The sequence below is a fragment of the Oceanobacillus sojae genome, assembly GCF_900162665.1.
GTDB classification, from domain to species: Bacteria; Bacillota; Bacilli; order Bacillales; family Amphibacillaceae; genus Oceanobacillus; species Oceanobacillus sojae_A.
Genome location: NZ_LT727811.1, coordinates 54,698 through 78,849 on the forward strand (window position 1 = coordinate 54,698; position 24,152 = coordinate 78,849).

A 24,152-nucleotide genomic window follows, 5' to 3' on the forward strand; every position below is an offset into this window, starting at 1 on the left:
ACATAGAAAGATTATAACAGTCTATAGAATGAAATGCAATAGCAGTTAATAACAAAAGATAAGTTAAATAACTTTACCTGCCAAATTAACTTTTATTGACGGTTCATTCCTTTCCGTTTCATTTCCTCGTCCATCAGCTGCAAGAATTCCTCGTTATTCTTAGAATGCTTCAGACGTTTTAAGAAGCGGTCTAAGAAATCATTGGAATCCTGCATTGTTTTACGCAGGAGCCACATCTTATCAAGATGTGCTTTGTCCACCAGAAGCTCTTCTTTCCTTGTCCCTGAGCGCAGGATATCAATTGCAGGGAAAATCCGCCGGTCTGCAAGATGACGGCTTAAATGCAGCTCCATATTCCCCGTCCCTTTAAATTCTTCATAAATCACGTCATCCATACGTGAGCCAGTATCTACTAACGCTGTAGCTAAGATGGTAAAGCTTCCGCCCTCTTCAATATTTCTGGCCGCTCCAAAGAAGCGCTTTGGACGGTGGAAGGCTGCCGGATCAATACCACCTGATAACGTACGGCCGCTTGGCGGAATAACTAAGTTATATGCACGGGCTAAGCGTGTAATACTGTCCATTAGAACAATAACATCTCGCTTATGCTCTACAAGACGCATCGCGCGTTCCAAAACAAGCTCAGACACTTTAATATGGCTTTCAGGAACCTCATCAAATGTAGAAGAAACAACATCTACATCCGGGCCTACAGAACGTTCAATATCCGTTACTTCCTCCGGTCGTTCATCCACCAGTAAAATAATCAGCTTGGCATGCGGATGATTTTGAGAAATGCTGTTTGCGATTTCTTTAATTAACATCGTCTTACCTGCTTTTGGCGGCGCAACAATTAAACCACGCTGTCCAAAGCCGACTGGTGTCATTAAATCCATAATACGTGTTGATAATTGATTTGTTTCTGTTTCTAATTTAATTGGTCTGTTTGGATAAAGTGCAGTTAATGCAGGGAAATGCACGCGTTCTTTGGATGAATCCGGATCTGCATCATTCACCGCATCTACATGTAATAGACCGTAATAGCGTTCATTTTCTTTTGGAGGACGCACTTTCCCGGATACTTTATCTCCATTTCTTAAGTCAAAACGACGGATTTGTGAAGCGGAGATATAGATATCCTCTGCACTTGGAGAGTAATTAATCGGCCGCAGAAACCCAAATCCCTCAGAAGGAATGATTTCTAAAATCCCATCCATAAATAAAAATCCATCTTTTTCTGCTTGCGCTTTTAATATTGCAAATATTAACTCTTTCTTTGTCAATTTTGCATAATAAGAAATCTTATAATCTTTTGCAAGTGTATAAATCTCTTTTAATGTCATTGTCTCTAAACTAGAGATTGTCAGTGTTGCCATTAAATCACCACGCCTGTTCTAGGTTCTTTTAAATATTTCTAACGGGACAAAGCGTCACCGCGTCCAAATGCATCTGTATTTCTGTAAAAATTTTCGAGTATATTGCCTCCTGTCGAGTCTTTTTCGGCAGAATGCGGACGGATACTATTAAACTGCGTCCTGTTTCAAAGAATGCAATATCCTTCTATTTTCTATAGCAATAAATAGCTTGTTTACATATCATTATCATACCTTTATCTCAGTAATTATTCATTTTTGTATACGCTTCATTAAATTCAACCTCAAAAGGTTTGATTTAATGAAAATAATTCACGTTATCTAAAATAGGATATTTGCCTGTTTTTGTTTTGGAAATGATATGTATTTAGCATATTGATTTCAACATCTTTCAGACTTCTTTATTTACATCTACCAAATCCTTAAATTCAGAAACATTTTTTATAACTGTATTCAAAACTGATTGCCTTGTATACGGAAGGAAATACTAAGAAGAGTTGCCTTGTTCAACAGAAGCAATTTAGAAGCTGTCAACCGTCTGATTAAATCGCTTATCTTTATTAAACATCTATTATCATACTCTTTTACGAATAAAGATTCAATAGACTTTTTTGTCAAAAATAGAGGAATTTCATCTCATATTGTAAAAATCTTTTAAACACCGCCTGAAGTTTTAAAAAATTTTAATCATATAAAGTGTGTATTCAAAAAATCCGATAAATAGGACCAAGAAGTTCAAGGCGACGAGATTTTTACGAGCGGACTTTCACAGGATGTGATGACTTCTGTGTTGTCCACAGGACGTGGACGGTCTTAACAGAAGTTCCTCTATGCTTTATAATACGTGAGCATTGGAAAAAACTCGTCAACGCACTTCCGCAGGATGCGGTGGCTTCTACGTTGCCCACACGACGTGGGCGTTCTTAGTAGAAGACCCTCTTATCGCCGTGTCATCTTTATTGGATTTTTTGAACATCATATAGAAGCTTTCGAGAATTATTGAGGTTTCTTGAGGACAAGGCATGCTTATTTATAAGAGGTTTTAAAAAGATGCAGGAAAGGACACACCTGTATCAAAGAGTTTGACAAGCCATCCCTATACCCTCAAAAATGCTATATAATAAAAGAGAAGGAGAAAAAGTCTTCTCTTTTATTATATACATATACTGTTAAGAGGATGCTTAAAAATCACGACAAAAGGACATTCTGACTTTTTGTCAGTCTTTTTAAACGCGCTCTTTACGTATGCTGATCCTGATAAATTTCTGATTCAGACATTTCTTCTCTCCAGATAGAAGCTCCCAGGGACGAAAGCTTATCCGTTAAGTTTTCATACCCGCGGTCAATATGATCCAAACCAGTAATTTCGGTTACTCCATTTGCAAGTAAACCGGCTATTACAAGTGCTGCCCCGGCACGGAGATCACTTGCTTTTACTTTTGCGCCTTCCAATTGTACCGGTCCAGAAACTATTACAGAGCCGCCTTCCACTTTAATTTCAGCATTCATCCGGCGGAGTTCATCAATATGCTTCAAACGAGCAGAATAAATCGTATCGATAATAACGCCTGAATGGTTTGCCTGGGTTAATAATGTCGTTAACGGCTGCTGCAAATCCGTCGGAAAACCTGGATAAACCAGTGTCTTAATATCCACACTATTTAAAGATTTGTTTTTGGCAACATACAATTGATCATTGTGAGATTCAATATTAACATTCATTTCCCGTAATTTTGCAATTAAAGACTCCATATGCTGCGGAATAACATTGTCGATGACAATTTCTTTCCCCATTGCAGCAGCTGCAATAGCATAGGTGCCTGCTTCAATACGGTCAGGAATAATGGTATGCGTACAGCCATGTAAAGAAGGAACTCCATCAATGCGGATGACATCTGTTCCGACACCTTTAATCTTCGCACCCATATTTGTTAATAACGTTGCAACATCAATAATCTCAGGTTCCTTTGCAGCATTCTCAATAATTGTTTGTCCTTTTGCCTTTACCGCTGCAAGCATAATATTGATGGTAGCACCGACACTGACGACATCCAGATAAATGCGTGCACCGCGAAGCTCTTTTGCACGTAAATAGATAGCTCCCTGCTCATTTGTTACTTCTGCACCAAGCGCTTCAAAGCCTTTAATATGCTGGTCGATTGGACGCGGGCCTAAATAACATCCGCCAGGTAAACCAATGACTGCTTTATTAAATTTTCCAAGCATGGCACCCATGAAATAATAGGATGCACGCAATTTTTTGACTCTTCCGTTTGGCAACGGCATGGCAATCATCTTTTCTGGATGAATCGTCATATCCTGACCATCCCGGTATACTGTTCCACCAATTTCTTCTAATAGAGCACCCAATGTGTCTACATCCGAAATATCCGGCAATCCTTCAATTGTCACCGTGGAATCTGCGAGAATAGCTGCAGGCAATAGTGCCACTGCGCTATTTTTCGCACCGCTGATGTGAACTTCTCCAGACAGTTCATGCCCACCCTCAATTAATAACTTTTGCATGTAAAAACCTCGTTCCTATGGAAGTTATACTCCACAAGCTGTTTTGTTTGTTCAGCTTTAGCTGCATATTCTTTCATTTCTAACCTTTGTCTTATTGTCTGCCGTTTTTCCTGCTCTATACAATTATTTTTGTTTATTCCAATCTGCCAGGAATTTTTCGATGCCCTGATCAGTTAATGGATGTTTTACTAACGATGACAGGACATTAAACGGAATCGTTGCAATGTGTGCACCATTTAATGCTGCGTCTGTTACATGAATTGGATGACGGATAGATGCAGCGATGATTTCAGTCTGGATAGAATGGCGGTCAAAGATTGCAGCAACATTTGCGATTAATTCCATGCCGTCTTGTCCAATGTCATCTAATCTTCCTAAGAACGGGGAAACATATGTCGCTCCAGCTCTTGCTGCAAGTAAAGCCTGATTAGCATTAAAAATTAATGTTACATTTGTTTTAATATTTAAATCACTAAATGCTTTAACCGCTTTCAAACCTTCAAGGGTCATTGGAACCTTTACAGTAATATTCGGTGCGATTGCTGCAAGCTCTTTCCCTTCTTCAATCATACCTTCTGCGTCTTCGGAAATAACCTCTGCACTGACAGATCCGGAAACTTCTTCTGTGATTTCACGCAGGCGGTCATGAAAAGAAACGCCTTCTTTTGCCACCAGACTTGGATTGGTTGTAACACCTGCCAAAATTCCCAGCTTATTCGCTTCTCTGATATCTTCAATATTTGCTGTATCAATAAAAAATTTCATTAAGATTACCTCCCCGAGATTTTGTAGCAAAAGCTGTACCAATGGTACAGCTTTTGCTGAATATATCTTTTTTAGATGACGTTAAAAAGTTCTTCTCTTCAGCCCTTTTTAACATACATTTTTAATAAAATCAATTACGCATTATTGGAAGAACCAAATTCACGCATTTTACCAATTACTGTTTCTTTAATAGCTGCAGTTCCTGGTCCTAAATATTTACGTGGATCATATAAATCAGGTTTTGCTGCTAAAGTTTCACGAATCGCTTTTGTCTGTGAAATTTGATTTTCTGTGTTTACGTTGATTTTAGCAGTTCCTAAAGAAATTGCTTTTTGAATATCTTTTGTAGGAATACCAGTACCGCCGTGAAGTACTAATGGTACATTTACTAACTCCAAGATTTCTTTCATTTCTGTGAATCCTAAGTTCGGCTCTCCCTGATATGGTCCGTGAACAGAACCTAAAGCCGGAGCTAAACAATCAACTTCTGCTTCCTTAACAAGACGTGCACATTCTTCTTTGTCTGCATAGTTGATGCCGCCGATAACACCATCTTCTTCGCCGCCTACCGTACCAACTTCTGCTTCAACAGATACACCATGAGTATGAGCAAGTTCAACCACTTTCTGTGTTACAGCGATATTCTCTTCAATCGGTGAATGAGATCCATCAATCATTACAGAAGTAAATCCTGCATGGATTGCTTCTGCACAGCTTTTGAAGCTTGATCCGTGATCTAAGTGGATGGCAACAGGCACAGTTGTCCCATAAGAATCCATTAAAGATTTAACCATAGCAACTACAACATTATAGCCGCCCATATATTTTCCAGCACCTTCAGAAACACCAAGAATTACTGGTGACTTTTCTTCTTGAGCCGCTTGGAGAATAGCTTGGATATATTCCAGGTTGTTGATATTAAACTGACCTACTGCATATCCATTCTCTTTTCCTTTTTCAAGCATTTCTTTCATTGATACTAAAGGCATACCAAGTTCCTCCTTCAAATTCATCCGCATGATGAATCACTGACAATATTCATTACAATATAAGAATACCAATTTCATGACTTTATCGCAACAAAGTAGCAGCGATTCATTCTTTTTTCTTCAAAATTTCTTCGACAATGTGACATAGTTTGGCAACATTAAAAGGTTTAGAAATAATTTTTTCAGGTAACTCTTCTCCTATTTCCTGTTTTGCAACCTCCGGCAAACCGCTAATGACGACAATTTTTGTTTTTATCTTCATTTGTTTGATTTTTTGTATAACAACATTTCCGTTATAGACAGGAATATGATAATCCAGAATTACTAAATCGCAAGGAGATTTTGATAGATATTCTATCGCTTCTTTTCCGTTCTCTGCAAGAGAAGTATAATATCCGGCTGACTGAAAAACTTCTTGAAGCAACATACGAATTCCTATTTGATCATCCACAATTAGGATTGATTGGCTCATACTTACCCTCCTCCGATATATTTAATTTTTTGTTTAAATTTAAATTTCGATAGTATTTATTTAAATTCCTGCTTATTCATTTGGAATCGTTATTTTTGCCTTCATTTTAGTCTAAAGCGTTCACGACTAAAGTCGCAAGTTCTCAGTGCTTCACCCTTACTTAATCCCTATAAGAAGGAAGGCTGAACGCTCTCGGGTTTTCCAGGCTTTCGCAGGAAGGGCAGCTGATTTCACCATTTTTATCCTGTCTTTCCACTGCTTCCCTCTTTCTTCTTCTACAAATTCAACAGAGCAGACTCAGTTTCGCAAGCTTCTGTTTAGAAGTTTTGATTATAAGCTATGCTGATGAAACTGCCGTTTCCTGGTACACCTCAACCATACTTTAGCATATGTCGCAAGCATTGTTCATCTATTTTGGAGCGGTAAGATGCTTATGTTCATTTTCAAAATGGCAAATACTGCTTTCCTGTCGAGTGCCATTTATCCAGAACTTTCCCCGCCATAAAAAGCGTGATCGCTGCCTCAGGTCCAATCCAGGAATCTTTTGTTCCTTTATATTTTTTCAAAAAAATTCCTATGTATCTGTGCCTCTTTAAAAATCACAAAAAGAGACAGCTTTTTTCTCTCTGCCTCTTCAGGTATTTCCTTGCATCAGATTTATCATTGTGTGACTGGCTGGGACTGGGATTACTCACCCCATCGAAGAGCTTTTGTAAGTCTTCCGCTTCAAGAACAGAAAAAAATTATGCGTTAAAAGCTCGGTTGAAGAATGCTTCACTTTATCCCATACTATTTTGATAAGAAGCATACATCCTATCTAACAGCGCTGTACTGATTTGTTTCATCTCGGTTCCAGAAAGCTGATGATCGCTGATCCAGATTTTATGATTTTGAGTCAGCTTCTCGCTAAAATTACGTGCCCATCTGGCATTGGCTTTCTCTGCTTCCGGAAGATGACGATAAATGTCACTTACCACGGTACGAAGATAATCTGAATCTACCTGCCAATGCTTTGTGATATTTTTTTCAACAATGGTAGCAATGTCTTCCGGATGATAATCAGGGAAAATAATTTTCTCCGGAATCCGTGAGCGCAGTCCCGGGTTCATATCCAGGAATTTTTCCATTTCCTTTGTATATCCTGCTAAAATTACTATAAATTTATCCCTGTAATTTTCTAAATACGTGAGTAATGTTTCCACAGCCTGTTTTCCAAAATCATTCTCACTGTTATTGGTCAATTGATAGGCTTCATCGATAAACAGGACACCGCCCATTGCCTGATTGATAATGCTTTTTGTATTTTTTTCTGTATGGCCGATATAGGATCCGACTAAATCGGCACGGTCAACTACTTTGACATTTTTACTTGGAAGAATATCCAAATAATAGAATAAAGAAGCAAGTATATTTGCTACCGTTGTTTTTCCGGTACCGGGATTACCTTCAAAAATCATATGGTATGTCGGGTTAAAAGAAAGCTCCCCTTGGTCCGCAAGCATTTTATCAATTTTCACCTGCTTCACCAGGCTTTGTACATAATCCTTTATTTCTCCTAGTCCAATTAAATCATTTAGCTGGGATAACAGTTCTTCTACCTTTTCTTCCTTATTTTCACCGCTGTTTCCGATTAATGCATCTATATCCTCATTGATAATCGTCTCTGTATCCTCTGAGCCTGTTTCAATCACACGATTCGCCATTGTAACGATTAATTTCTGATTGAAATTACGGGCCCATCTTGCATTACTTTCATCCACACTGCGGGCATATTGATTCATTACTACTTCTTTATACTTTTTTTCATCTACTACATAATCCTGATCCAGTATATCCAGATAACCAATTTCAGCGATTTCAAAGCTGGAATAGTCGTCAAAAACAAATTCATTCGGAATACGTGAAGCTAATCCGCTGTTCATCGACAGGAAATTTTGCATATCGTCAAAATATCCGGCAAAGATAATCATAATTTCATCACGATTATCCTCCATAAATTTTAAAATAGTTTCCACAGCCTCTGCTCCAAAATCATTATCAGAAGCACTGTGCAATGCGTATGCTTCATCAATAAATAAGATGCCGCCACGGGCACGGTCTAATACTGCCTGTGTTTTTGGAGCTGTCTCGCCAATATGCAGACCGACCAGATCCTTTCGTGTAACCTCTACAAAATTATCTGCGGGAATGACCCCTTCCTGATACAATACTTTTCCCAGTAACCTGGCAACGGTTGTTTTACCTGTTCCGGGGTTTCCAAGAAATATGGAATGTAAATTTAATGGCGTTGCTTTGAGCCCTTTCAGCTGTCTGGATTGATTAAACTTAATCGTATTAATAAATTGCTTCATCTGCTTCTTTAATTCTGTTAAACCATACATTTCGTTTAATTGCTCTAAAGCAGATTTTTCCTCTTCCTGCAAAGGGTCATTCTCAGGAGTTCGTTCATCTACTTCTTCCAGCTGATCTGCTTCTCCGTTAGCAGCTTCTGTTTCTTCGGCAAACTGTTCCTCTGTATTTGCTGCTTCTTGCAGAGTGGCATTTTGACTGACACTTTCCTGAACAGGCTGCTCATCTATATTCTGAACAAATACACGTTCACCACTTGCTTCCACGGTTGACTGGTCATTATGATAGATATCAAAAATATTGCTTTCCCCAAGTTCTATTGTATGAATAATTAATAAACCGTTATCTACATTTGCTTCGATATGGTCTTCATCCCCAATGACAAGCGCTAAATTAGCCTGGGATCCTGAATAAACTGTCAGCACATATTTATCTGGATTTTGACGCGGAAAGTCCAGAACTCCGGCAGACTCCGCAATTGATTCATTTTCTAAGTATAGGATTACCTGGATTTGTACATTATTCAAGTATACTTTGGATTGGCTTGCGTAGATGGAATCAGCCACTGTCGAGGTGATTTCAAGCTTCGAGCTCTCTTGTACGTAGATTCCATATGGAGAATCCTGATTAAAATAGAGTTCTGATGCAGAAATTTTCAGATATGAATTCACACACCAGATGGCAGGGTATCGTCCAGTTTCTTCCCCGTTTACAATAACATTTTTCAAAAATAAGCTTGAGTTGCCGCTGATATGAAGTGCATTCATCTCTCGTGGTGCGGACAGTGTAAGATTTGATAAATTTAACTTCGCATTATTCTGCAATGAGAAAAATCCATTGAGTACTACATCATTTGGCTGGTTCCCTGCTCCTTTAATCTCTAACTCATTTATATTATAGCCTTTCGGAAAATGATATGTACCGGGCTCAATAAGCAGTGTATCTCCTTTTGCAGAACTTTTGACAGCATCCTCAAAGCTTTTCTTCCCGAACCCTTTGCCAACCTTCCATATATGTCTCATTCCTTACACCTACTTTTCTATTTTTCTAGCATTTATTGCTGCTAATAATATTCCGAGAATTCCCCATAAAAAGGAAGTAGCCCAAATAAAATAATAAAACATGAATTTTATCACGTACCAAATTATCAAAAACAGCATGGAATTTATATTAGGACTCTTCTTATACGTCGGGTAGAGCCAATAATATACCCCGGGCATAATATTTCTAAAACGTATTGCGATGCTTCCCATAACAATTACCGAAAAGGGAAAGAGAATGGCATTGATTAAATGAAAGATAGATGGAAAACTGAAATGGGAAAAACTCCCGTTGCTTAAAATTAAATAGATAACCGCCATAAGATAGGAGTTAACCCAAAATAATTTATTTTGAAGCGAAAATACCATTTTTATATTTGCCAGTTTTCCCTGCTGATTCTCGTCGGCTGCTGTGTGCTGTGCACCAAAAGCAATCTGTTTTCCCATGGTTTCTTCTTCCTTCACATGGCTGCCAAACGCACTTTTTTTCTCATTTCCCGCCCCCGGCTTGACCGGCTGCTGATTTACTTCCGTATTATCTTCCTCCAGCTCGCTGCCAACTCCAAAAAGCTTCTTTTTGTCACTCACAATCCTCACCTGCTTCACTTAAAATTCATATCAAAAATTTTTAAAGAGCTGGACAATAAAGCCCCAGCTATTATTTTATTTCTCCAAATATCTGCTTATGTACTTTCCAATATGCAACACTGAAGCATAACAAACTTATACTCTTTTCGACTTTTAAAAACATTCTTTTTATTTCCATATTTGTATGCTATATTAGCATAATTATTTATATAAGTGAACGGAGATACTTTTAAAATTGCTTGATCTTTGAAACACTGGTGTTCTTGCCAAGGAGATGAAACTAATTCTAGCGAGGATTTTTAATGGAATGAGTAATCGTGACAGAATATTATGAACCAGGAAAAACGTTTTATCTGATCTAACTTCTATTTAGTCAGCTGTTTCAACTTGTATAGAGTACTCCTTCTAGCGGAGGCGGACCGTTTTGACTCCTGTGAGGAAAGCGGAAAGCGTCGTTTAAAAACGTAACAACTGGACCGAAGCAACTGAGATAAAGGAATCACCGTGAGTTTACGAACGGATGATGACTTATCGTAGGGCGCTCTCGGGAAGTTGTCTAGTTTTTGACGCTTGCAGCTGGACAGGGAATAGCATCATCTGAAGATCCACTTTTGCCAAGTGCTCTTCTTGGCAAAAGTTAGCTGAAGAGCATGTCCCTAGGCAGGCTAAGGTCGCAACGTCCTGGGGTTGCGATTACTCACCCCATCGAAAAGAGTTGTTGCAACGCCTGCATTAGTACGTCCTGTACGTCGAAAGCAAAACGGTCCGCCGCAGCGGTGGCCTTACACGTCACCTTCTTTCTAAATAGAGTTTTTGCTTTGTCAAGAGCTAGATGAAAGGAACGATCAACACCTGTCAATATGATAAGCAAGTTATTTTTAATCTGCTTATATTAGGTTTTAGTTGGACAGGAATATAAAAAAAGTCTTATAATAGTAATTATTATCGAATAATGTTTTTAAATCCGCGAAATTTAAAAGATTTTTAATGAAAGAAATGGCTTCAAGCATTCAGACACTTGTTGCTATTTTTATTTTTACATCAGAGAAGGATTAATTTTTAATAAAATAATTTATTCAATATTGAAAGTAAATAAAGGTGATTACATGGCAAAAGATGAAAATGTCAGCATTACAGATATTATAGAAAAAGTAAAAGAATATTTATCTGATGAAGATGTTGCTTTAATTGAACGCGCTTATGAATTTGCGAAAGAGGCTCATAAAGATCAATTTCGTAAATCTGGCGAACCGTATATTATTNCTGGACCGAAGCAACTGAGATAAAGGAATCACCGTGAGTTTACGAACGGATGATGACTTATCGTAGGGCGCTCTCGGGAAGTTGTCTAGTTTTTGACGCTTGCAGCTGGACAGGGATCAGCACCATCTGAAGATCCACTTTTGCCAAGTGATCTTCTTGGCAAAAGTTAGCTGAAGAGCGTGCCCCTAGGCAGGCTAAGGTCGCAACGTCCTGTTGCAACGCCTGCATTAGTACGTCCTGTACGTCGAAAGCAAAACGGTCCGCCGCAGCGGTGGCCTTACATGTCACCTTCTTTCTGGATAGAGTATATGCTTTGTCAAAAGATAGATGGAAGGAAGGAATGATTAACACCTGTCTCTATGATATGTAAATTATTTTTTTGGTGCGGAAGTTGAGTTATTCTTAAAAAAATGGAGATATTCATCAAATATAGATGAATATCTCCATTTTAACTTTATATATTATTTTTGATGTTCTACAGCCGCTCCAATAAATCCTTTAAACAGTCCTTGAGACCTTGTTGGGCGGGATGTGAACTCAGGGTGGAATTGACATGCAATAAACCAAGGGTGGTCTTCCAGCTCAATGGTTTCGACAAGACGTCCATCCGGGCTTGTACCTGAGAAGATAAGTCCTTTTTCTGCCATTTGTTCACGATACACATTATTAAATTCATAACGGTGGCGATGTCTTTCTTCCACTACATCTGCGCCATCATAAGCTTCTTTTGTTTTTGTTCCTTCTGTTAAGTGGCATGGATACAATCCAAGGCGCAAGGTACCGCCCATGTCTTCAATATCCTTTTGTTCCGGCAACAGGTCAATAATTGGATATGGCGTTCCCGGATTAATTTCTGCAGAGTGCGCACCTTCTAATCCTACTACGTTTCTTGCAAATTCTACCGTAGCTAACTGCATACCTAAGCAAATGCCGAAGAATGGGATATTGTTTTCCCGTGCGTAACGGATCGCATGGATTTTCCCGTCAATACCACGATCCCCAAATCCGCCGGGAACAATAATACCGTCTACTTTAGATAATTCAGCATCAATTTCTTCTTCTGATAACAGTTCAGAATTAATCCAATGAACATTTACATTGGCATCATAATCATAGCCGGCATGTTTTAGAGACTCTACAACAGAAAGGTAAGCGTCTGGAAGCTCTACATATTTACCAACTAATCCAATCTCTACTTTTTTAGATAAGTTACGAACCTTATTAATCAGCTTTGTCCAATCCTCCATATCTGCATCCTGGCAATCTAATCCAAAATGATCACAGACAATCTGGTCCATATTTTGCTCCTGTAAAGCAATTGGTACCTGATAAAGTGTGTCAGCATCCAGCATTTCGATTACTGATTTTTCGTTAATATCACAGAATAAAGCAATCTTTTCTTTCATTTCTTTTGTAATTGTCATTTCTGTACGTAAAACAATCACATCCGGCTGGATTCCCAAAGAACGTAATTCTTTTACACTGTGCTGTGTCGGCTTTGTTTTTACTTCTCCAGCAGCTTTAATGTAAGGGACAAGCGTACAATGTACGTACATGACGCTATTGCGGCCTACATCACTTTTAATTTGACGAATAGCTTCCAGGAACGGCAATGACTCAATATCGCCGACAGTTCCGCCGATTTCTGTAATGACAACATCTGCACCAGTAGCTTCTCCTGCGCGGAAGACCTGGTCTTTAATTTCGTTTGTGATATGCGGGATAACCTGTACCGTTCCGCCAAGATAATCCCCGTGACGCTCTTTGCGGATCACGCTGGAATATACTTTTCCTGTCGTAATATTGCTATATTTATTTAGGTTAATATCAATAAAGCGTTCATAGTGTCCCAGATCTAAATCCGTTTCTGCGCCGTCTTCTGTCACAAATACTTCGCCGTGCTGATAAGGACTCATTGTTCCTGGATCTACGTTGATATATGGATCAAATTTTTGAATGGTTACTTTTAATCCGCGATTTTTTAATAAACGTCCTAATGAAGCTGCTGTAATTCCTTTTCCGAGCGATGATACTACGCCACCAGTTACAAAAATATACTTTGTCACTTGCCCTCATCCTTCTTTCTTTATTTTTATGCTGTGTGTTGAATAATATATTTGGTCGTTCTTTGGAATGATTGTCCTGTCATTATCTTTTACATAGACAGTAAAAGTTATCATGTCAGAACGGTTTTGCTTTTATTTCTTTATCTAACAAGAAAAGCGTTTCCCCCTCTCATCTCTCAGGGGAAACGCTTTGTAATTATATTCAAAGAGCCCAATAAAGATTCTACTGTTAGTCCATGTAAATGTCAAGCTCTGAATGTAATCTGTTGTATTTCAACAATTGGATATCTTGATCGGGTGGAAAAGCCTTCCTGCAAGCTGTTCAGCTTCTGTCTTAGTTCCCTGTTCAAAAGCAATAAGAAAACATGTTGCAGGACCTGCAGATGCTTGTAGATCAAGTACTGATTCAAACTCTGTCCTCAGGCCTGTCCATTGTTGAAATGTCTCTGTAATTCCTTTGGATCCTACTGGCATGATTGATTTAACTCCTGCTGTATCAGCGATTTTTTTTAATAGAGCAGCACTTGGAATCTTCCCACCGTTATCCAAAACAGCCTGACCGTTAAAAGGAGCTCCGATAACTGCAAAGCTCTCCTTGCCTGTCCATTGATACCTGTTTCTTTTTTCCCTTTTCCCAATCAGGGTTAAGCCAAGTCCGGACTGGAGCGTTTGAAAATTACTTTCCGTACTTCCGGTAATGGGCAGTCCGGCAAATCCAGCATTATTAAGTTCTTCAAACACTCCTGCTTTATAATCCTGCCAGGCCTCTTCATTCGTAAAGTTTTGCATAATCACAGCGGCAGGCTCTGCATATTCTGCCAGGCATTCCATTAACACTACCCGGCAGGCAAATTTCCCGACTATCTGATTAGAGGTTTTCACCAGATCGGCTTCTTTTTCACCGATAGCCCCGCTGTTATCTGTCGCAATCACCAATTCCTTATCTGCTTCCAACGGCAAAATGATAGCATTTGTCATCCGTCTTATTTATTTTTCTTGTGGCTGCCTCGAAATACTCTGGCGCTCCGCTCATATTCTACATCAGCAACTTCAAGTCGCGCATTTACAACACGGGCAGCAGCAAAAAAGTAATCCGAAAGGCGGTTGATATATTTTAATGGAATTGGATTAATTTCTTCAGCTTCGTGATACAGTGTTACCATTTGTCTCTCTGCTCTTCTTGTCACTGTTCTCGCAACATGAAGTGCAGAAGCTGCCTGAGAGCCTCCCGGTAAAATAAATCTCTCGAGCTCCGGTGCTTCCTCAATGAGACTGTCCATTCGCTCCTCCAGATAGGTAACTATATCCTCCGTCAGCTCATATGGTCTTTCCTTTTTGGAAACATTGGAAAGCTCCGTGCCGCAATCGAATAATTCATGCTGGATTTTCACCAGATCCTGAATAATATCCTCAAATACATCCGGATCAAGGTAAGCAATTGCCAATCCGGTAAACGAATTGATTTCATCGATAGAGCCATATGCTTCTACACGCACATCATCCTTGCTTGCTTTTCCGCCAATTAACGCTGTCTGTCCTTTGTCCCCAGTTCTTGTGTAAAGTCTCATTTAAATCTCTCCCTACTTTTTAGTGTTTGTGAAATGCCGTACCAAACCAGATCAACCCGCTCTGCACGCGCAGTTATTCTTTGATAAAGCCAGCCGGTAATATCACGATGCAGCCGATTTTCTTTTTCCATTGGTACAATTCCCTTTGAAATATCCGTTCCAATCAATACAAGCCTGTGGTTTTCCTCATTTTGTTCCCATTCCATCCATTTTTCAATCTTTTTAATGTTTTTATCTAAGAGTACATCAGCAGATAATTCCGCGTTCATTTCTTTTTTTACCCATAATTCCAGCCCTTCTAAAATCACAACAGAACGCAAATTTTCACCTGGAACGGGCCAGTCAGGGTATTCTGATGCCGAAAACCATGTTGTATCCTCAGGATAATGCTGCTTCACCCATTTCCTTTTGCCGTTAAAGGCACCTCCTGTAACGAAATGCATTTTCGCTCCCCCTTCCAATCGTCTATTTTCCAAGTTAAGCGGAGTCCTGCGTCATGTGATACTTTCCAATCAAAAAATGATCTCTTTTCTTTCGTTAAACTTGCTAATAAACAGCGAATGACTCCTCCGTGGGCAACAAGCAATATATTTTTACAATGCCGTTTGTCTGCCTCTTCCCTTAATTGCTGAAAACCTGCATTAATACGCTGCTGCATTTTCTGAAAGCTTTCTCCGTCTGGAGGCGTATTGCTTTCTGGTGCATCAATCCAGGCCCGATAGCTCGCATTTCTTTTTAAATCGTCGTAGGTTTTCATTTCCCACGCACCAAAATACATTTCCCGAAAACCTTTTATTTCTATTCGTTCCAGCTCCGGGCAAAGCAGGTCAGCCGTTTGACGGGCCCGTAATAAATCACTTGTTATACAAAGATCAAACTGTTTCCCGAAACCTTGAACGGCCCTTAATCTGTCCAATTCTTCCGGCAGAAGCGGCTCATCTGTCCAGCCAAGGTATCTTTTTTCCTGATTCGCTCTTGTTATACCATGGCGAAGGAGTGTAACAGTAATAAAGTCAGCCATAGTAATAATTCCATCCCTTCTGAGCTTGCACCTAATGTATCCCCCGTAATTCCATTGAAATTTTTCCTAATACTTCTGGCGATAAGTAACCCCGCAATGAAAGTCACTGCAATAAACAGCAAATAAGCAAATAACGAGGCTATCTGAAACCAGGCAATGAAGCTGCCGATAAGTACGAGGTAAACAGCATATACTCCGAAGAGGCTGCTGCTTTTCCCACGCTGAAAAAAGCTCGCCATTCCATCCGTCCTGGCAGGTGGCAGTATTTGCAGAAATATACCAAGGAGCATCTTCCCCAGAAACGGAATCAATATGATCAAAAGAAAGATAGTGCTGTCTGCAGCCTGGATTAATTCATAAAGGACAATAAATCTTGTAAACAAGAGTACAATAACCGATAGCACACCAAATGCGCCTGCTCTCGGATCCTTCATAATCTCTAATCTCTGTTCCGGATCTTTATAAGAGAAATAAGCATCACTGGTGTCTATCCAGCCATCCAGATGAATGCCGCCCGAGAGAATAATCAGCAAAAGCCAAAGAAAAAGTGCCATCATTAAATCTGTAAATGGTGTAAAGCTTTGCAGTATATAGAGAAAAGCTGCATAGATGCTTCCTTGCAGCAGCCCCAATACCGGAAATGTCCGGAGTACGTATTTTAACTGATTTTGATCCAGGGAGAATTGGGCTTTTATCGGGATACTTGTAAAAAACTGCAGGTTAATAAGTATCCCTGTAAAAAATAAGCCGATCTTATACAGCATCAGGATGCTCCTTCCATCATTTCCATCAGTTTTTCTAGATTTATGTTTGCCTCCAAATGGTCTGCAAGCCTTTCATAATCCGCTTCTTTACTTGTTAAATTTGGCTGGTAAGAGGATTCTGTTCCATGCAGACTGTCCTCTTCGTCCAGTTGATGCTGGATATAAGGAATGACACCCAGTACAGGGAGGTTTGTCTCGTTTTCCAGCCACTCCACACCATCCGTAAAAAGAGCTGGATTGCCGGAAAATTTATTAATGATGATTCCTTTTACACGCGAGCGTTCTTTTTCTGTAAGTAAGGCAAGTGTACCGGCAATACTGGCAAAAACACCGCCTCTTTCAATATCAGCTACTAAAAGAACCGGGATATCTGCAAGCTCGGCAATTGCCATATTCGCCAGATCACGTTCCTTTAAATTCATTTCTACAGGACTTCCAGCCCCTTCAATAATTACAAAGTCGCTGCTGTTGTCAGCCTGTGCCAAGCCTTCTTTAATTGTTTGGAGTGCTCTCCGGTAATAAAGGTCTTTAAAGCTTGCACCTGTAATCACGCCCTGTGATTTTCCGTTAAAAAATACTTCTGTACGCATATTTTTTAACGGCTTCAGCAGAACTGGGTTCATCCAGGGCTCCGCTCTGCGCCCTGCAGCTTCTGCCTGCTCGTATTGTGAAATGGCAATCTCTCTTCCCGTTTCAAGTACAACACTATGACTCGACATATTCTGTGCTTTAAAAGGGGAAATATGAAATCCGCGTCTTGTCAGCATCCGGCAAATTGCTGTTGTGAGAATACTTTTTCCGACATGAGAAGCTGTTCCCTGCAGCATAATTCCTTTCATTTCCATCTCCCCTTCTTCACCAGCGGCATCCCGCTTTCCACTAAAATTGCCAAATTTGCGTTCTCTACTATCTGCTGATGCATATTTCCTAATAGCTTTTGATAATGCAGCGTGAGCCCATCCTCATAAGGGGTGTCCTGCAGCACTTCATTGGAAACAATAATGACCTCACCAGCCCGGCTGCAAAGCGCTGCAATATCCTTTTTCACAAGCTCTAAAACTGTAGGTGCATCAATTATTTCTTCTTGAAATAAATAATTATTCAAAAGTGTGGTCATACAATCTAATAAAATCACATCCTGACCCGTAAATTGATTAGCGATATGTGATAAATGAACCGGCTGCTCCCAGGTCCTCCACGCAGACTCAGATTGCTTCCGATCCTGCTGATGGCGTTGAATGCGCTCCTGCATTTCTCTATCCGAGGGGATACCGCACGCGATATAATGAAGATTGCTATCTGTTTCCCGCGCATGCCCTACAGCTAGTTTTTCAGCAAAAGCACTTTTGCCGCTACGTACTCCTCCCGTAATAAATATCAATTCCCCTGTTTCCATGCAGCTAACGCCTCCAGCAGTATTTTATTATCATCAGACTGCTTCACGGCAACACGAAGCCATTTTCCCTTTATTCCCGGAAAGTTTTCAGTGTGCCGCAGCACAAGCCCCTGTTTCAGAAGATAATGAAACAGCTTTTCCTGTGTTGATAGTGCAGGATCCTTCAATAAATAGAAATTCAGCTGTGATGAACTATGTTCAAAGCCAAGCTGCCTAAGCCGCTGAAAAATTGCTGTCCGTTCGGATTCAATAAAACTTCTTGTTTCCCCAGTATGAGATTCATCCTGTAAACAGGCAACACCAGCCTTCATTGCCAATGCATTCACGCTCCAATGCGGCTTTGTTCTGCCGATCTTTTGAAGCAATTCAGGATTCCCGGCAAGAAAACCGAGACGCAGACCGGCAATACTATACATTTTTGTCAGCGAGCGGATAATAAGCACGTGCTGTTGATGCAGCACTTTATCTATATAAGTAACAGGCTCCGGTAAAAAATCATAAAAAGCCTCGTCGATAATACAAAGTGTATCCGTTCTTTTACATACTTCTATCAGGTTTTCTACCGCCTCCCGATTGTAATGAATGCCTGTAGGGTTATTGGGATTACACAGGAATACCGCCTTTACTCCTTGAAGCTTATCCGCTAATGCTGACGCCTCTAAATTCCATTCCGGTGCAGCAAGTACAATTTCCATAACCTCACAGCCTTCATTCCTGCAGGCGGTCGCATATTCTGAAAAAGCCGGATGGATAACAGCCACTTTACTTCCAGCTAAATATCTGGCAACCAGAGTAATTATCTCGGCAGCTCCGTTTCCTGCCAATAAATGTGTAACAGAAATATTCTCCTGTGCTGCAAGCTCTTCCATAAGCTCATTAGCGTACGGATCTGGATAATCATTGATCGCTGTGAACCAGTCTCCCCATCTGTCCTTTAATACTTTCGGTGCACCTACTGGGTTAATATTCACGCTGAAATCAATCACCTTCTCAGGCTGTTCCATCTTTAGAGATGCATAGACATATTTTGTGTTAGAACCATGCTCCGGCAGCTGCAATGATGCCACCTCCAATCCATAAGATAATAACAAAAGCAAAAACGGCGCGCTCCATTATTTTGATAGTATGTAAAATATCCTTCTTTTCTAATTCCCGCCTGCTGATACCCATATGAGCGCGCTTTGATTTAATACCCTTATAATAATTTACTCCACCCAGTTGAACACCAAGGAATAACGCAACAGCTGCTTCAAAAAAACCACTGTTCGGGCTTGGATGCTTTTTGGCATCTGTGTACCACCTTTTAAAGGCTTCTTTTCTGTTAAGGTGGGGAGTACGATTTGTTAGCATCATCAAAAAGGTCGTTATTCTGCCGGGAATCCAGTTTAAAACATCGTCAAGCCTTGCGGATGCCCAGCCGAAATCCCGGTAACGTTCATTTTTATGACCCAGCATGGAATCACATGTATTTACTGCACGGTACACAATTGCCAGCGGGGCGCCGCCAATAAAAGCCCAAAAAAGCGGGGAAGTAATTCCATCACCAATACTTTCAGCAACTGTTTCGACAGCAGCACGTGTTACTTCCTTTTCATCCAGATTTTCCGTATCTCTGCCGACAATCATAGACACCTGATAACGGGCCTTCTCTATATCGCCGGCAGCCAGCGGCTCATAAACACGCAATGCTGCTGTTCCTAAATCCTTTTGTGCAATCGTTACTGCAATCAGACATGCCTCTACAATCATTCCTGCAGCAGCATGAAGCTGATATGCGCTCCAGCTTATCAAAAAACTCATTAATAAAACTGTCATTGTTACCAGTAAAAGAAGGACAATACCTTTCCATTTTTTATATCTCCCGTGATTCAAACGCCTGTCGAGCAGGGCAATAAAATTCCCCATCCAACGTACCGGATGCGGCCAGTCCGGAGGATCACCAATGATGCGATCAATGATTAATGCGAGTGTGATGCTAATTAGGTGATAGATAATCATGCATTTCTTTCCTCTTAAAATAATGCTGGATGGACTGCTTCATTTCCTGATAAACACCTTTGCCAATAATAGCCCCCAGCTCGGTAGCTGTCCCCGCATAATCGATTTCTTTGCCCTGCTGTGTTGCCGCAACTAATATACTGTCTGTCGATGTGCCGGTAGCCGGCTTTTTCGTAACGGCATCAAGAATATGACAATCACGGAGCACCTGTGCCTTCGCTTCTGTTGCCGTAATAATTGACTGAATATAGGCTTCATCCGTTAATTTCCCGTTTACAAAAATCCATGTGTTAATTGTACCCGGCTTGACCGGCCTCGCTACAGATGAATTTTCTCGTGTACTGTCTACAGCATTTCCCACGCCTGCAGTCACAACAATCATGACAGAGAATCCATCTCCTTCATATACACGATAACTGTTATCCTCTAAGGCAACAGCCGTCATCATCCCGACTGTCTGTGAAATTGGAAAACCATGATTGGTTAAATATTCCCGCATTTCTTCCCGATGGTTCGTACAATTATAATTTGCATCTACATGCCTGTTCACAAAATTACTGTACCAGCCTGCTCCGGCTCCGACAACACCGGAAGACACTGTTTTCAAGGGCTGCTTTGACTGTAATACAATCTGTTCCGGACTAATGGACAGCATGCTTTCTTCAATTTTCACCTGTTCTCCCTCTCTCTCGCTTTTTTTCCCCGGTAATAAATGAAGCTGCGGTTTTGCAATTTGGGAATGCGGCTGTTTGACGACCTCTGTTTGATAGACATGATTGATCAGCTCTTCCGAAAGTACATCATCAGGACCCGCAACCGCCTTCGTCTCTCCGTTATCCATTAATAAAATTTTGTCACAATAAAGACTTGCCAGATTTAAATCATGTAAAATAGCAACAACCGTCAATCCTTCTTCCTTAGCCCTTGTTCTTAGTAAATCTAGAAGCTCCTTTTGATACGCTAAATCTAAATGATTTGTCGGTTCATCCAGTAAGAGAATATCCGGCTGCTGAACCAGTGCCTGTGCCAGGAATATCCTTTGCTGTTCCCCGCCGGAATGCTCCATCACAGAATTATTTTGAAAGTGGCTGATATTCGTCTGTTTCATTACCTTCTGGACGATATTCTCATCTTCATCCGTCCATGTCTGAAAAAAACTGCGATGATGTGCATACCTGCCAAGTGAAACGGTTTCCTTCACCGTATACGGAAAAACCTGCGGTGATAATTGGGGCAAGACAGCCATCTTCTTCGCGAGCTGTTTTTTTGTTAAATCAGAGATGCTTCTATCGTCGATTTTTACCTCTCCCTGCTTAAGCTCCAATAAACCGCTCATCATCTTGAGCAATGTGGTTTTTCCGCTGCCATTCGGACCCAAAATACCGAAGAATTCTCCTTTTCCAACAGAAAAATGAATATTCTTTACGATTGTTTCACCATCATAACCGCCAGATACGTTTTCTACTTTGAGCATCTTTTTTACCTTCCTTTTGCTTTTTTCTGTTTGATTAAAATCATCGCAAATACTGGTGCACCTACTAGTGCTGTGATGACTCCCACAGGCAGAACCTGGGGCGATATAATCGTCCTTGATAATAAGTCCGTTAAGATAAGGAATCCCGCTCCAGTAATAATGGATAGTGGCAGAAGATGAATATGATCCGGTCCCCACAGTTTTCTCGTTAAATGAGGGATAACCAGTCCGACGAAGCCGATAGTACCTGATACAGCCACTGCAGCACCTGTTAAAATAGAGCCTGCAGCCAAAATAAGCATTTTGCGCTTTTCTACATCGACTCCTAAATGCTGTGCCCGCTCTTCTCCAAATGACATAGCATTTAATTCTCTTGTGTTCATCAGCAATAATAAACCGCCAATAATTAAAAACGGTAAAATAATCCCGACGTATTTCCAGCCGCGCATTGATACACTGCCTAAGAGCCAGCCAATTATTTGCTGCAGCTCTTCTCCTGTTAATGCAATAATCAAAGAGATAATAGACCCTAAAAAGGAGCTGAAAATAATCCCGGTCAGAATAATTGATTCAACACGCATTGTTTTATCAATTTTCTTCGCAAAAAAGAGTACAATCATAATCGTTGCCAGTGCTGAAAGAATACTTAAGAACGGCAACGTATACATTCCCAGAAAAGGAATGGAGATATTAAAGAATAAGGTTGATACCGCCCCGACTGATGCCCCGGAGGAAACACCGAGAATATAGGGATCGGCTAAAGGATTCCGCAATAAACCTTGAAAGGCCGCTCCTGCAATCGCAAGAGAGGCCCCCACAAGTCCCGCCAGGATAACCCGTGGCAAGCGTATATCATATACAATGCTGATGAACTTCGGATCGACATGATCACCTAGAGGCAGATGAAATACCTCAGATCCGATAATTTGAATAATTTCAGGTATCGGGACAGAGACACTGCCAACCGATATTGCTATCAGCATGGTACTGATTAAAAACGCTAATGAAAGCGTATATTTCAATAAATTACTCTTCATCAAAAAGCTCCGGATATACCGCCTCAGCGATTTCCTTTGCTCCATCAACAAGACGAGGTCCAGGACGGGAGACTGTATCCGAATCAACGTCATAAATTCTTTCATTTGCTACAGCATCTACAGTATCAAAACCATCTCTTGAAGTTACTTCACCGATTGGATCTTCTACATAAGAACCATATGTTGAAATAATCACCTCTGGATTCAGCTCTATAATTGCTTCCGGATCCATCTCAACCCATCCTTCCTGATCACCGGCAGCATTATCTGCATGGATAATCTGCAGCAGCTCATCAAGGAATGTGTTCTGTCCGGCTGTATAGATCTCTGGTGATGGAGAAATTTCAAAGAACACAGATTGACGATCTTCCTCTGCTACTTCTGAGGTTATTTCCTCTAATTCCGCAAAGTCAGCCTGCATGTCTGTAACTAATTGTTCTGCCTCTTCTTCAGCACCGACAACCTGTCCAATATTGTCAATTGTTTCATATGTGGTATCAACATCTGTTGCATCTGCAACGGTGAATACCTCAATATCAGCACCTTCCAGTTGATCTAACGCTTCCTGTGATGAAGCCACTAAAGACTCGTGTGCTAAAACAACATCCGGGTCCAGACTGATAATCACTTCCACATTAAATTCCATACCGCCAACCTTATCAATATCCAAAACCTCTTCCGGGTAAGTATCGTTATCAGAAACACCGACAACCTTATCTCCCTGTCCTAAAGCAAATGTAATTTCTGTGTTACTTGGCATCAATGAGACAATGCGCTCCGGTTCTTCCTCCAGCGTCACTTCATTATCTATTGCATCTGTTATTGTTAGCGGATAAGCAGAATCTTCTCCGTCTGTATCCTCTGAAGCTGATTCTTCATTTGTCGTATTTTCATCCGGTGCTCCTTCATCTGCGCTGTCATTATTACTGCATCCAATTAAGACACCCGCTAATAAAGCCAGCAGCAGTACCTGTAAAAACTTTTTCATTTTGACTTCCCCCTTGATTTTTGATGTATTCTTACATGTTCAGCCGTGTATTATTGTTGAGGAAGTACTGACGTGAAATGGCTTTCATAAATTATTCTGCCTGCTGAATATCCTGAATTAAATAGTTTTGTACAGTTAGCGGGTCTCCACTTTTTACACTGGATTAAAACGAACTGTACAACGCTAAAAAACATCTCCACGGCAAATGAAGATGTTAGAAAGATGCAGAAAAAAACGCTTCACCTTACTATCCTCGTAGAATTGGCTTGAACTAAAAATAGGCAGGTATCCTGGCTTATGGTCATCACTCACAGAACCCTTCCCATACCTCGTTGTACAGTGGCTCGTTCTGCTCGCTCGCAATTACAGTGGCGGGACCGCGTTGGAATTACACCAACTTCCCTTTATGATTTTAAAAATCACCTATTTTTATTTTATGTAATTGTCTTCTCTGTCTATTTTACAATGTTTTACT

20 protein-coding genes and 1 riboswitch are annotated in these 24,152 nt (G+C 40.4%); all 20 genes read right to left on the bottom strand.

The genetic code is table 11. The features are described 5' to 3' along the window. Positions 1–92: 92 nt before the first annotated feature. Positions 93–1,376, bottom strand: coding sequence for a transcription termination factor Rho (gene rho, locus BN1068_RS07655; RefSeq protein ID WP_077602263.1), 1,284 nt, complete (start codon positions 1,374–1,376; stop codon positions 93–95). A gap of 1,236 nt (positions 1,377–2,612) precedes the next feature. After that, positions 2,613–3,899 carry a UDP-N-acetylglucosamine 1-carboxyvinyltransferase gene (locus BN1068_RS07660; protein ID WP_077602264.1) on the bottom strand — a complete coding sequence of 429 codons (1,287 nt, stop codon included), beginning with the start codon at positions 3,897–3,899 and terminating at the stop codon, positions 2,613–2,615. Between the two features lie 123 nt (positions 3,900–4,022). After that, entirely contained in the window at positions 4,023–4,664 is a 642-nt protein-coding gene (fsa, locus tag BN1068_RS07665) for a fructose-6-phosphate aldolase (protein ID WP_077602265.1), read from the bottom strand. Positions 4,665–4,798: 134 nt separating this feature from the next. Continuing rightward, the gene (fba, locus tag BN1068_RS07670) at positions 4,799–5,653 is read right to left on the bottom strand and encodes a class II fructose-1,6-bisphosphate aldolase (RefSeq protein WP_077602266.1); all 855 of its coding nucleotides are present in this window, start codon (positions 5,651–5,653) and stop codon (positions 4,799–4,801) included. Positions 5,654–5,759: 106 nt separating this feature from the next. Then, positions 5,760–6,125 (bottom strand): response regulator, encoded by a 366-nt coding sequence (locus tag BN1068_RS07675; protein WP_077602267.1) that lies wholly within the window; start codon positions 6,123–6,125, stop codon positions 5,760–5,762. Between the two features lie 779 nt (positions 6,126–6,904). Beyond that, on the bottom strand, positions 6,905–9,496 hold the full coding sequence (locus BN1068_RS07680; protein ID WP_077602268.1) for an AAA family ATPase: 2,592 nt from the start codon (positions 9,494–9,496) through the stop codon (positions 6,905–6,907). Between the two features lie 9 nt (positions 9,497–9,505). Beyond that, positions 9,506–10,102: a hypothetical protein gene (locus tag BN1068_RS07685; RefSeq protein ID WP_077602269.1), complete on the bottom strand. Its 597-nt coding sequence runs from the start codon at positions 10,100–10,102 to the stop codon at positions 9,506–9,508. A 1,724-nt stretch (positions 10,103–11,826) separates the two neighbouring features. Beyond that, complete coding sequence (locus tag BN1068_RS07700) at positions 11,827–13,431, bottom strand: CTP synthase (protein ID WP_077602272.1); 1,605 nt, start codon at positions 13,429–13,431, stop codon at positions 11,827–11,829. Between the two features lie 273 nt (positions 13,432–13,704). Beyond that, positions 13,705–14,409, bottom strand: a complete 705-nt coding sequence (locus BN1068_RS07705) for a hypothetical protein (protein WP_077602273.1) — start codon at positions 14,407–14,409, stop codon at positions 13,705–13,707. Positions 14,410–14,414: 5 nt separating this feature from the next. Next, positions 14,415–14,999: a cob(I)yrinic acid a,c-diamide adenosyltransferase gene (locus tag BN1068_RS07710; protein ID WP_077602274.1), complete on the bottom strand. Its 585-nt coding sequence runs from the start codon at positions 14,997–14,999 to the stop codon at positions 14,415–14,417. Further along, complete coding sequence (locus BN1068_RS07715; protein WP_077602275.1) at positions 14,996–15,442, bottom strand: bifunctional adenosylcobinamide kinase/adenosylcobinamide-phosphate guanylyltransferase; 447 nt, start codon at positions 15,440–15,442, stop codon at positions 14,996–14,998. Before BN1068_RS07715 ends, BN1068_RS07710 begins: the two co-directional genes overlap by 4 nt. Beyond that, the gene (locus BN1068_RS07720; RefSeq protein ID WP_077602276.1) at positions 15,394–16,020 is read right to left on the bottom strand and encodes a histidine phosphatase family protein; all 627 of its coding nucleotides are present in this window, start codon (positions 16,018–16,020) and stop codon (positions 15,394–15,396) included. The genes BN1068_RS07715 and BN1068_RS07720 overlap by 49 nt, the downstream gene beginning before the upstream one ends. After that, positions 15,978–16,784, bottom strand: a complete 807-nt coding sequence (cobS, locus tag BN1068_RS07725; RefSeq protein WP_077602277.1) for an adenosylcobinamide-GDP ribazoletransferase — start codon at positions 16,782–16,784, stop codon at positions 15,978–15,980. The genes BN1068_RS07720 and cobS overlap by 43 nt, the downstream gene beginning before the upstream one ends. Next, on the bottom strand, positions 16,784–17,623 hold the full coding sequence (locus BN1068_RS07730; RefSeq protein ID WP_077602278.1) for a cobyric acid synthase: 840 nt from the start codon (positions 17,621–17,623) through the stop codon (positions 16,784–16,786). Before BN1068_RS07730 ends, cobS begins: the two co-directional genes overlap by 1 nt. Next, positions 17,620–18,180: a bifunctional adenosylcobinamide kinase/adenosylcobinamide-phosphate guanylyltransferase gene (locus tag BN1068_RS07735; protein WP_077602279.1), complete on the bottom strand. Its 561-nt coding sequence runs from the start codon at positions 18,178–18,180 to the stop codon at positions 17,620–17,622. Before BN1068_RS07735 ends, BN1068_RS07730 begins: the two co-directional genes overlap by 4 nt. Beyond that, positions 18,162–19,277, bottom strand: coding sequence for a threonine-phosphate decarboxylase CobD (gene cobD / locus BN1068_RS07740; protein ID WP_254846729.1), 1,116 nt, complete (start codon positions 19,275–19,277; stop codon positions 18,162–18,164). Before cobD ends, BN1068_RS07735 begins: the two co-directional genes overlap by 19 nt. Continuing rightward, positions 19,213–20,178, bottom strand: coding sequence for an adenosylcobinamide-phosphate synthase CbiB (gene cbiB / locus BN1068_RS07745; RefSeq protein ID WP_077602281.1), 966 nt, complete (start codon positions 20,176–20,178; stop codon positions 19,213–19,215). Before cbiB ends, cobD begins: the two co-directional genes overlap by 65 nt. Then, entirely contained in the window at positions 20,156–21,652 is a 1,497-nt protein-coding gene (locus BN1068_RS07750; protein WP_077602282.1) for an adenosylcobinamide amidohydrolase, read from the bottom strand. The genes cbiB and BN1068_RS07750 overlap by 23 nt, the downstream gene beginning before the upstream one ends. A gap of 5 nt (positions 21,653–21,657) precedes the next feature. Then, positions 21,658–22,689 (bottom strand): FecCD family ABC transporter permease, encoded by a 1,032-nt coding sequence (locus BN1068_RS07755; RefSeq protein WP_254846730.1) that lies wholly within the window; start codon positions 22,687–22,689, stop codon positions 21,658–21,660. Next, positions 22,679–23,677, bottom strand: a complete 999-nt coding sequence (locus BN1068_RS07760) for an ABC transporter substrate-binding protein (protein ID WP_077602284.1) — start codon at positions 23,675–23,677, stop codon at positions 22,679–22,681. Before BN1068_RS07760 ends, BN1068_RS07755 begins: the two co-directional genes overlap by 11 nt. Before the next feature lie 263 nt (positions 23,678–23,940). Beyond that, positions 23,941–24,119: riboswitch (cobalamin riboswitch) on the bottom strand. Positions 24,120–24,152: the final 33 nt, after the last annotated feature.

Coding starts and splice junctions, on each gene's coding strand:
- rho (WP_077602263.1), bottom strand. CDS start 1,376: ATGGCAACACTGACAATCTCTAGTTTAGAGACAATGACATTAAAAGAG.
- BN1068_RS07660 (WP_077602264.1), bottom strand. CDS start 3,899: ATGCAAAAGTTATTAATTGAGGGTGGGCATGAACTGTCTGGAGAAGTT.
- fsa (WP_077602265.1), bottom strand. CDS start 4,664: ATGAAATTTTTTATTGATACAGCAAATATTGAAGATATCAGAGAAGCG.
- fba (WP_077602266.1), bottom strand. CDS start 5,653: ATGCCTTTAGTATCAATGAAAGAAATGCTTGAAAAAGGAAAAGAGAAT.
- BN1068_RS07675 (WP_077602267.1), bottom strand. CDS start 6,125: ATGAGCCAATCAATCCTAATTGTGGATGATCAAATAGGAATTCGTATG.
- BN1068_RS07680 (WP_077602268.1), bottom strand. CDS start 9,496: ATGAGACATATATGGAAGGTTGGCAAAGGGTTCGGGAAGAAAAGCTTT.
- BN1068_RS07705 (WP_077602273.1), bottom strand. CDS start 14,409: ATGACAAATGCTATCATTTTGCCGTTGGAAGCAGATAAGGAATTGGTG.
- BN1068_RS07710 (WP_077602274.1), bottom strand. CDS start 14,999: ATGAGACTTTACACAAGAACTGGGGACAAAGGACAGACAGCGTTAATT.
- BN1068_RS07715 (WP_077602275.1), bottom strand. CDS start 15,442: ATGCATTTCGTTACAGGAGGTGCCTTTAACGGCAAAAGGAAATGGGTG.
- BN1068_RS07720 (WP_077602276.1), bottom strand. CDS start 16,020: ATGGCTGACTTTATTACTGTTACACTCCTTCGCCATGGTATAACAAGA.
- cobS (WP_077602277.1), bottom strand. CDS start 16,784: ATGCTGTATAAGATCGGCTTATTTTTTACAGGGATACTTATTAACCTG.
- BN1068_RS07730 (WP_077602278.1), bottom strand. CDS start 17,623: ATGAAAGGAATTATGCTGCAGGGAACAGCTTCTCATGTCGGAAAAAGT.
- BN1068_RS07735 (WP_077602279.1), bottom strand. CDS start 18,180: ATGGAAACAGGGGAATTGATATTTATTACGGGAGGAGTACGTAGCGGC.
- cbiB (WP_077602281.1), bottom strand. CDS start 20,178: ATGATTATCTATCACCTAATTAGCATCACACTCGCATTAATCATTGAT.
- BN1068_RS07750 (WP_077602282.1), bottom strand. CDS start 21,652: ATGCTCAAAGTAGAAAACGTATCTGGCGGTTATGATGGTGAAACAATC.
- BN1068_RS07755 (WP_254846730.1), bottom strand. CDS start 22,689: ATGAAGAGTAATTTATTGAAATATACGCTTTCATTAGCGTTTTTAATC.
- BN1068_RS07760 (WP_077602284.1), bottom strand. CDS start 23,677: ATGAAAAAGTTTTTACAGGTACTGCTGCTGGCTTTATTAGCGGGTGTC.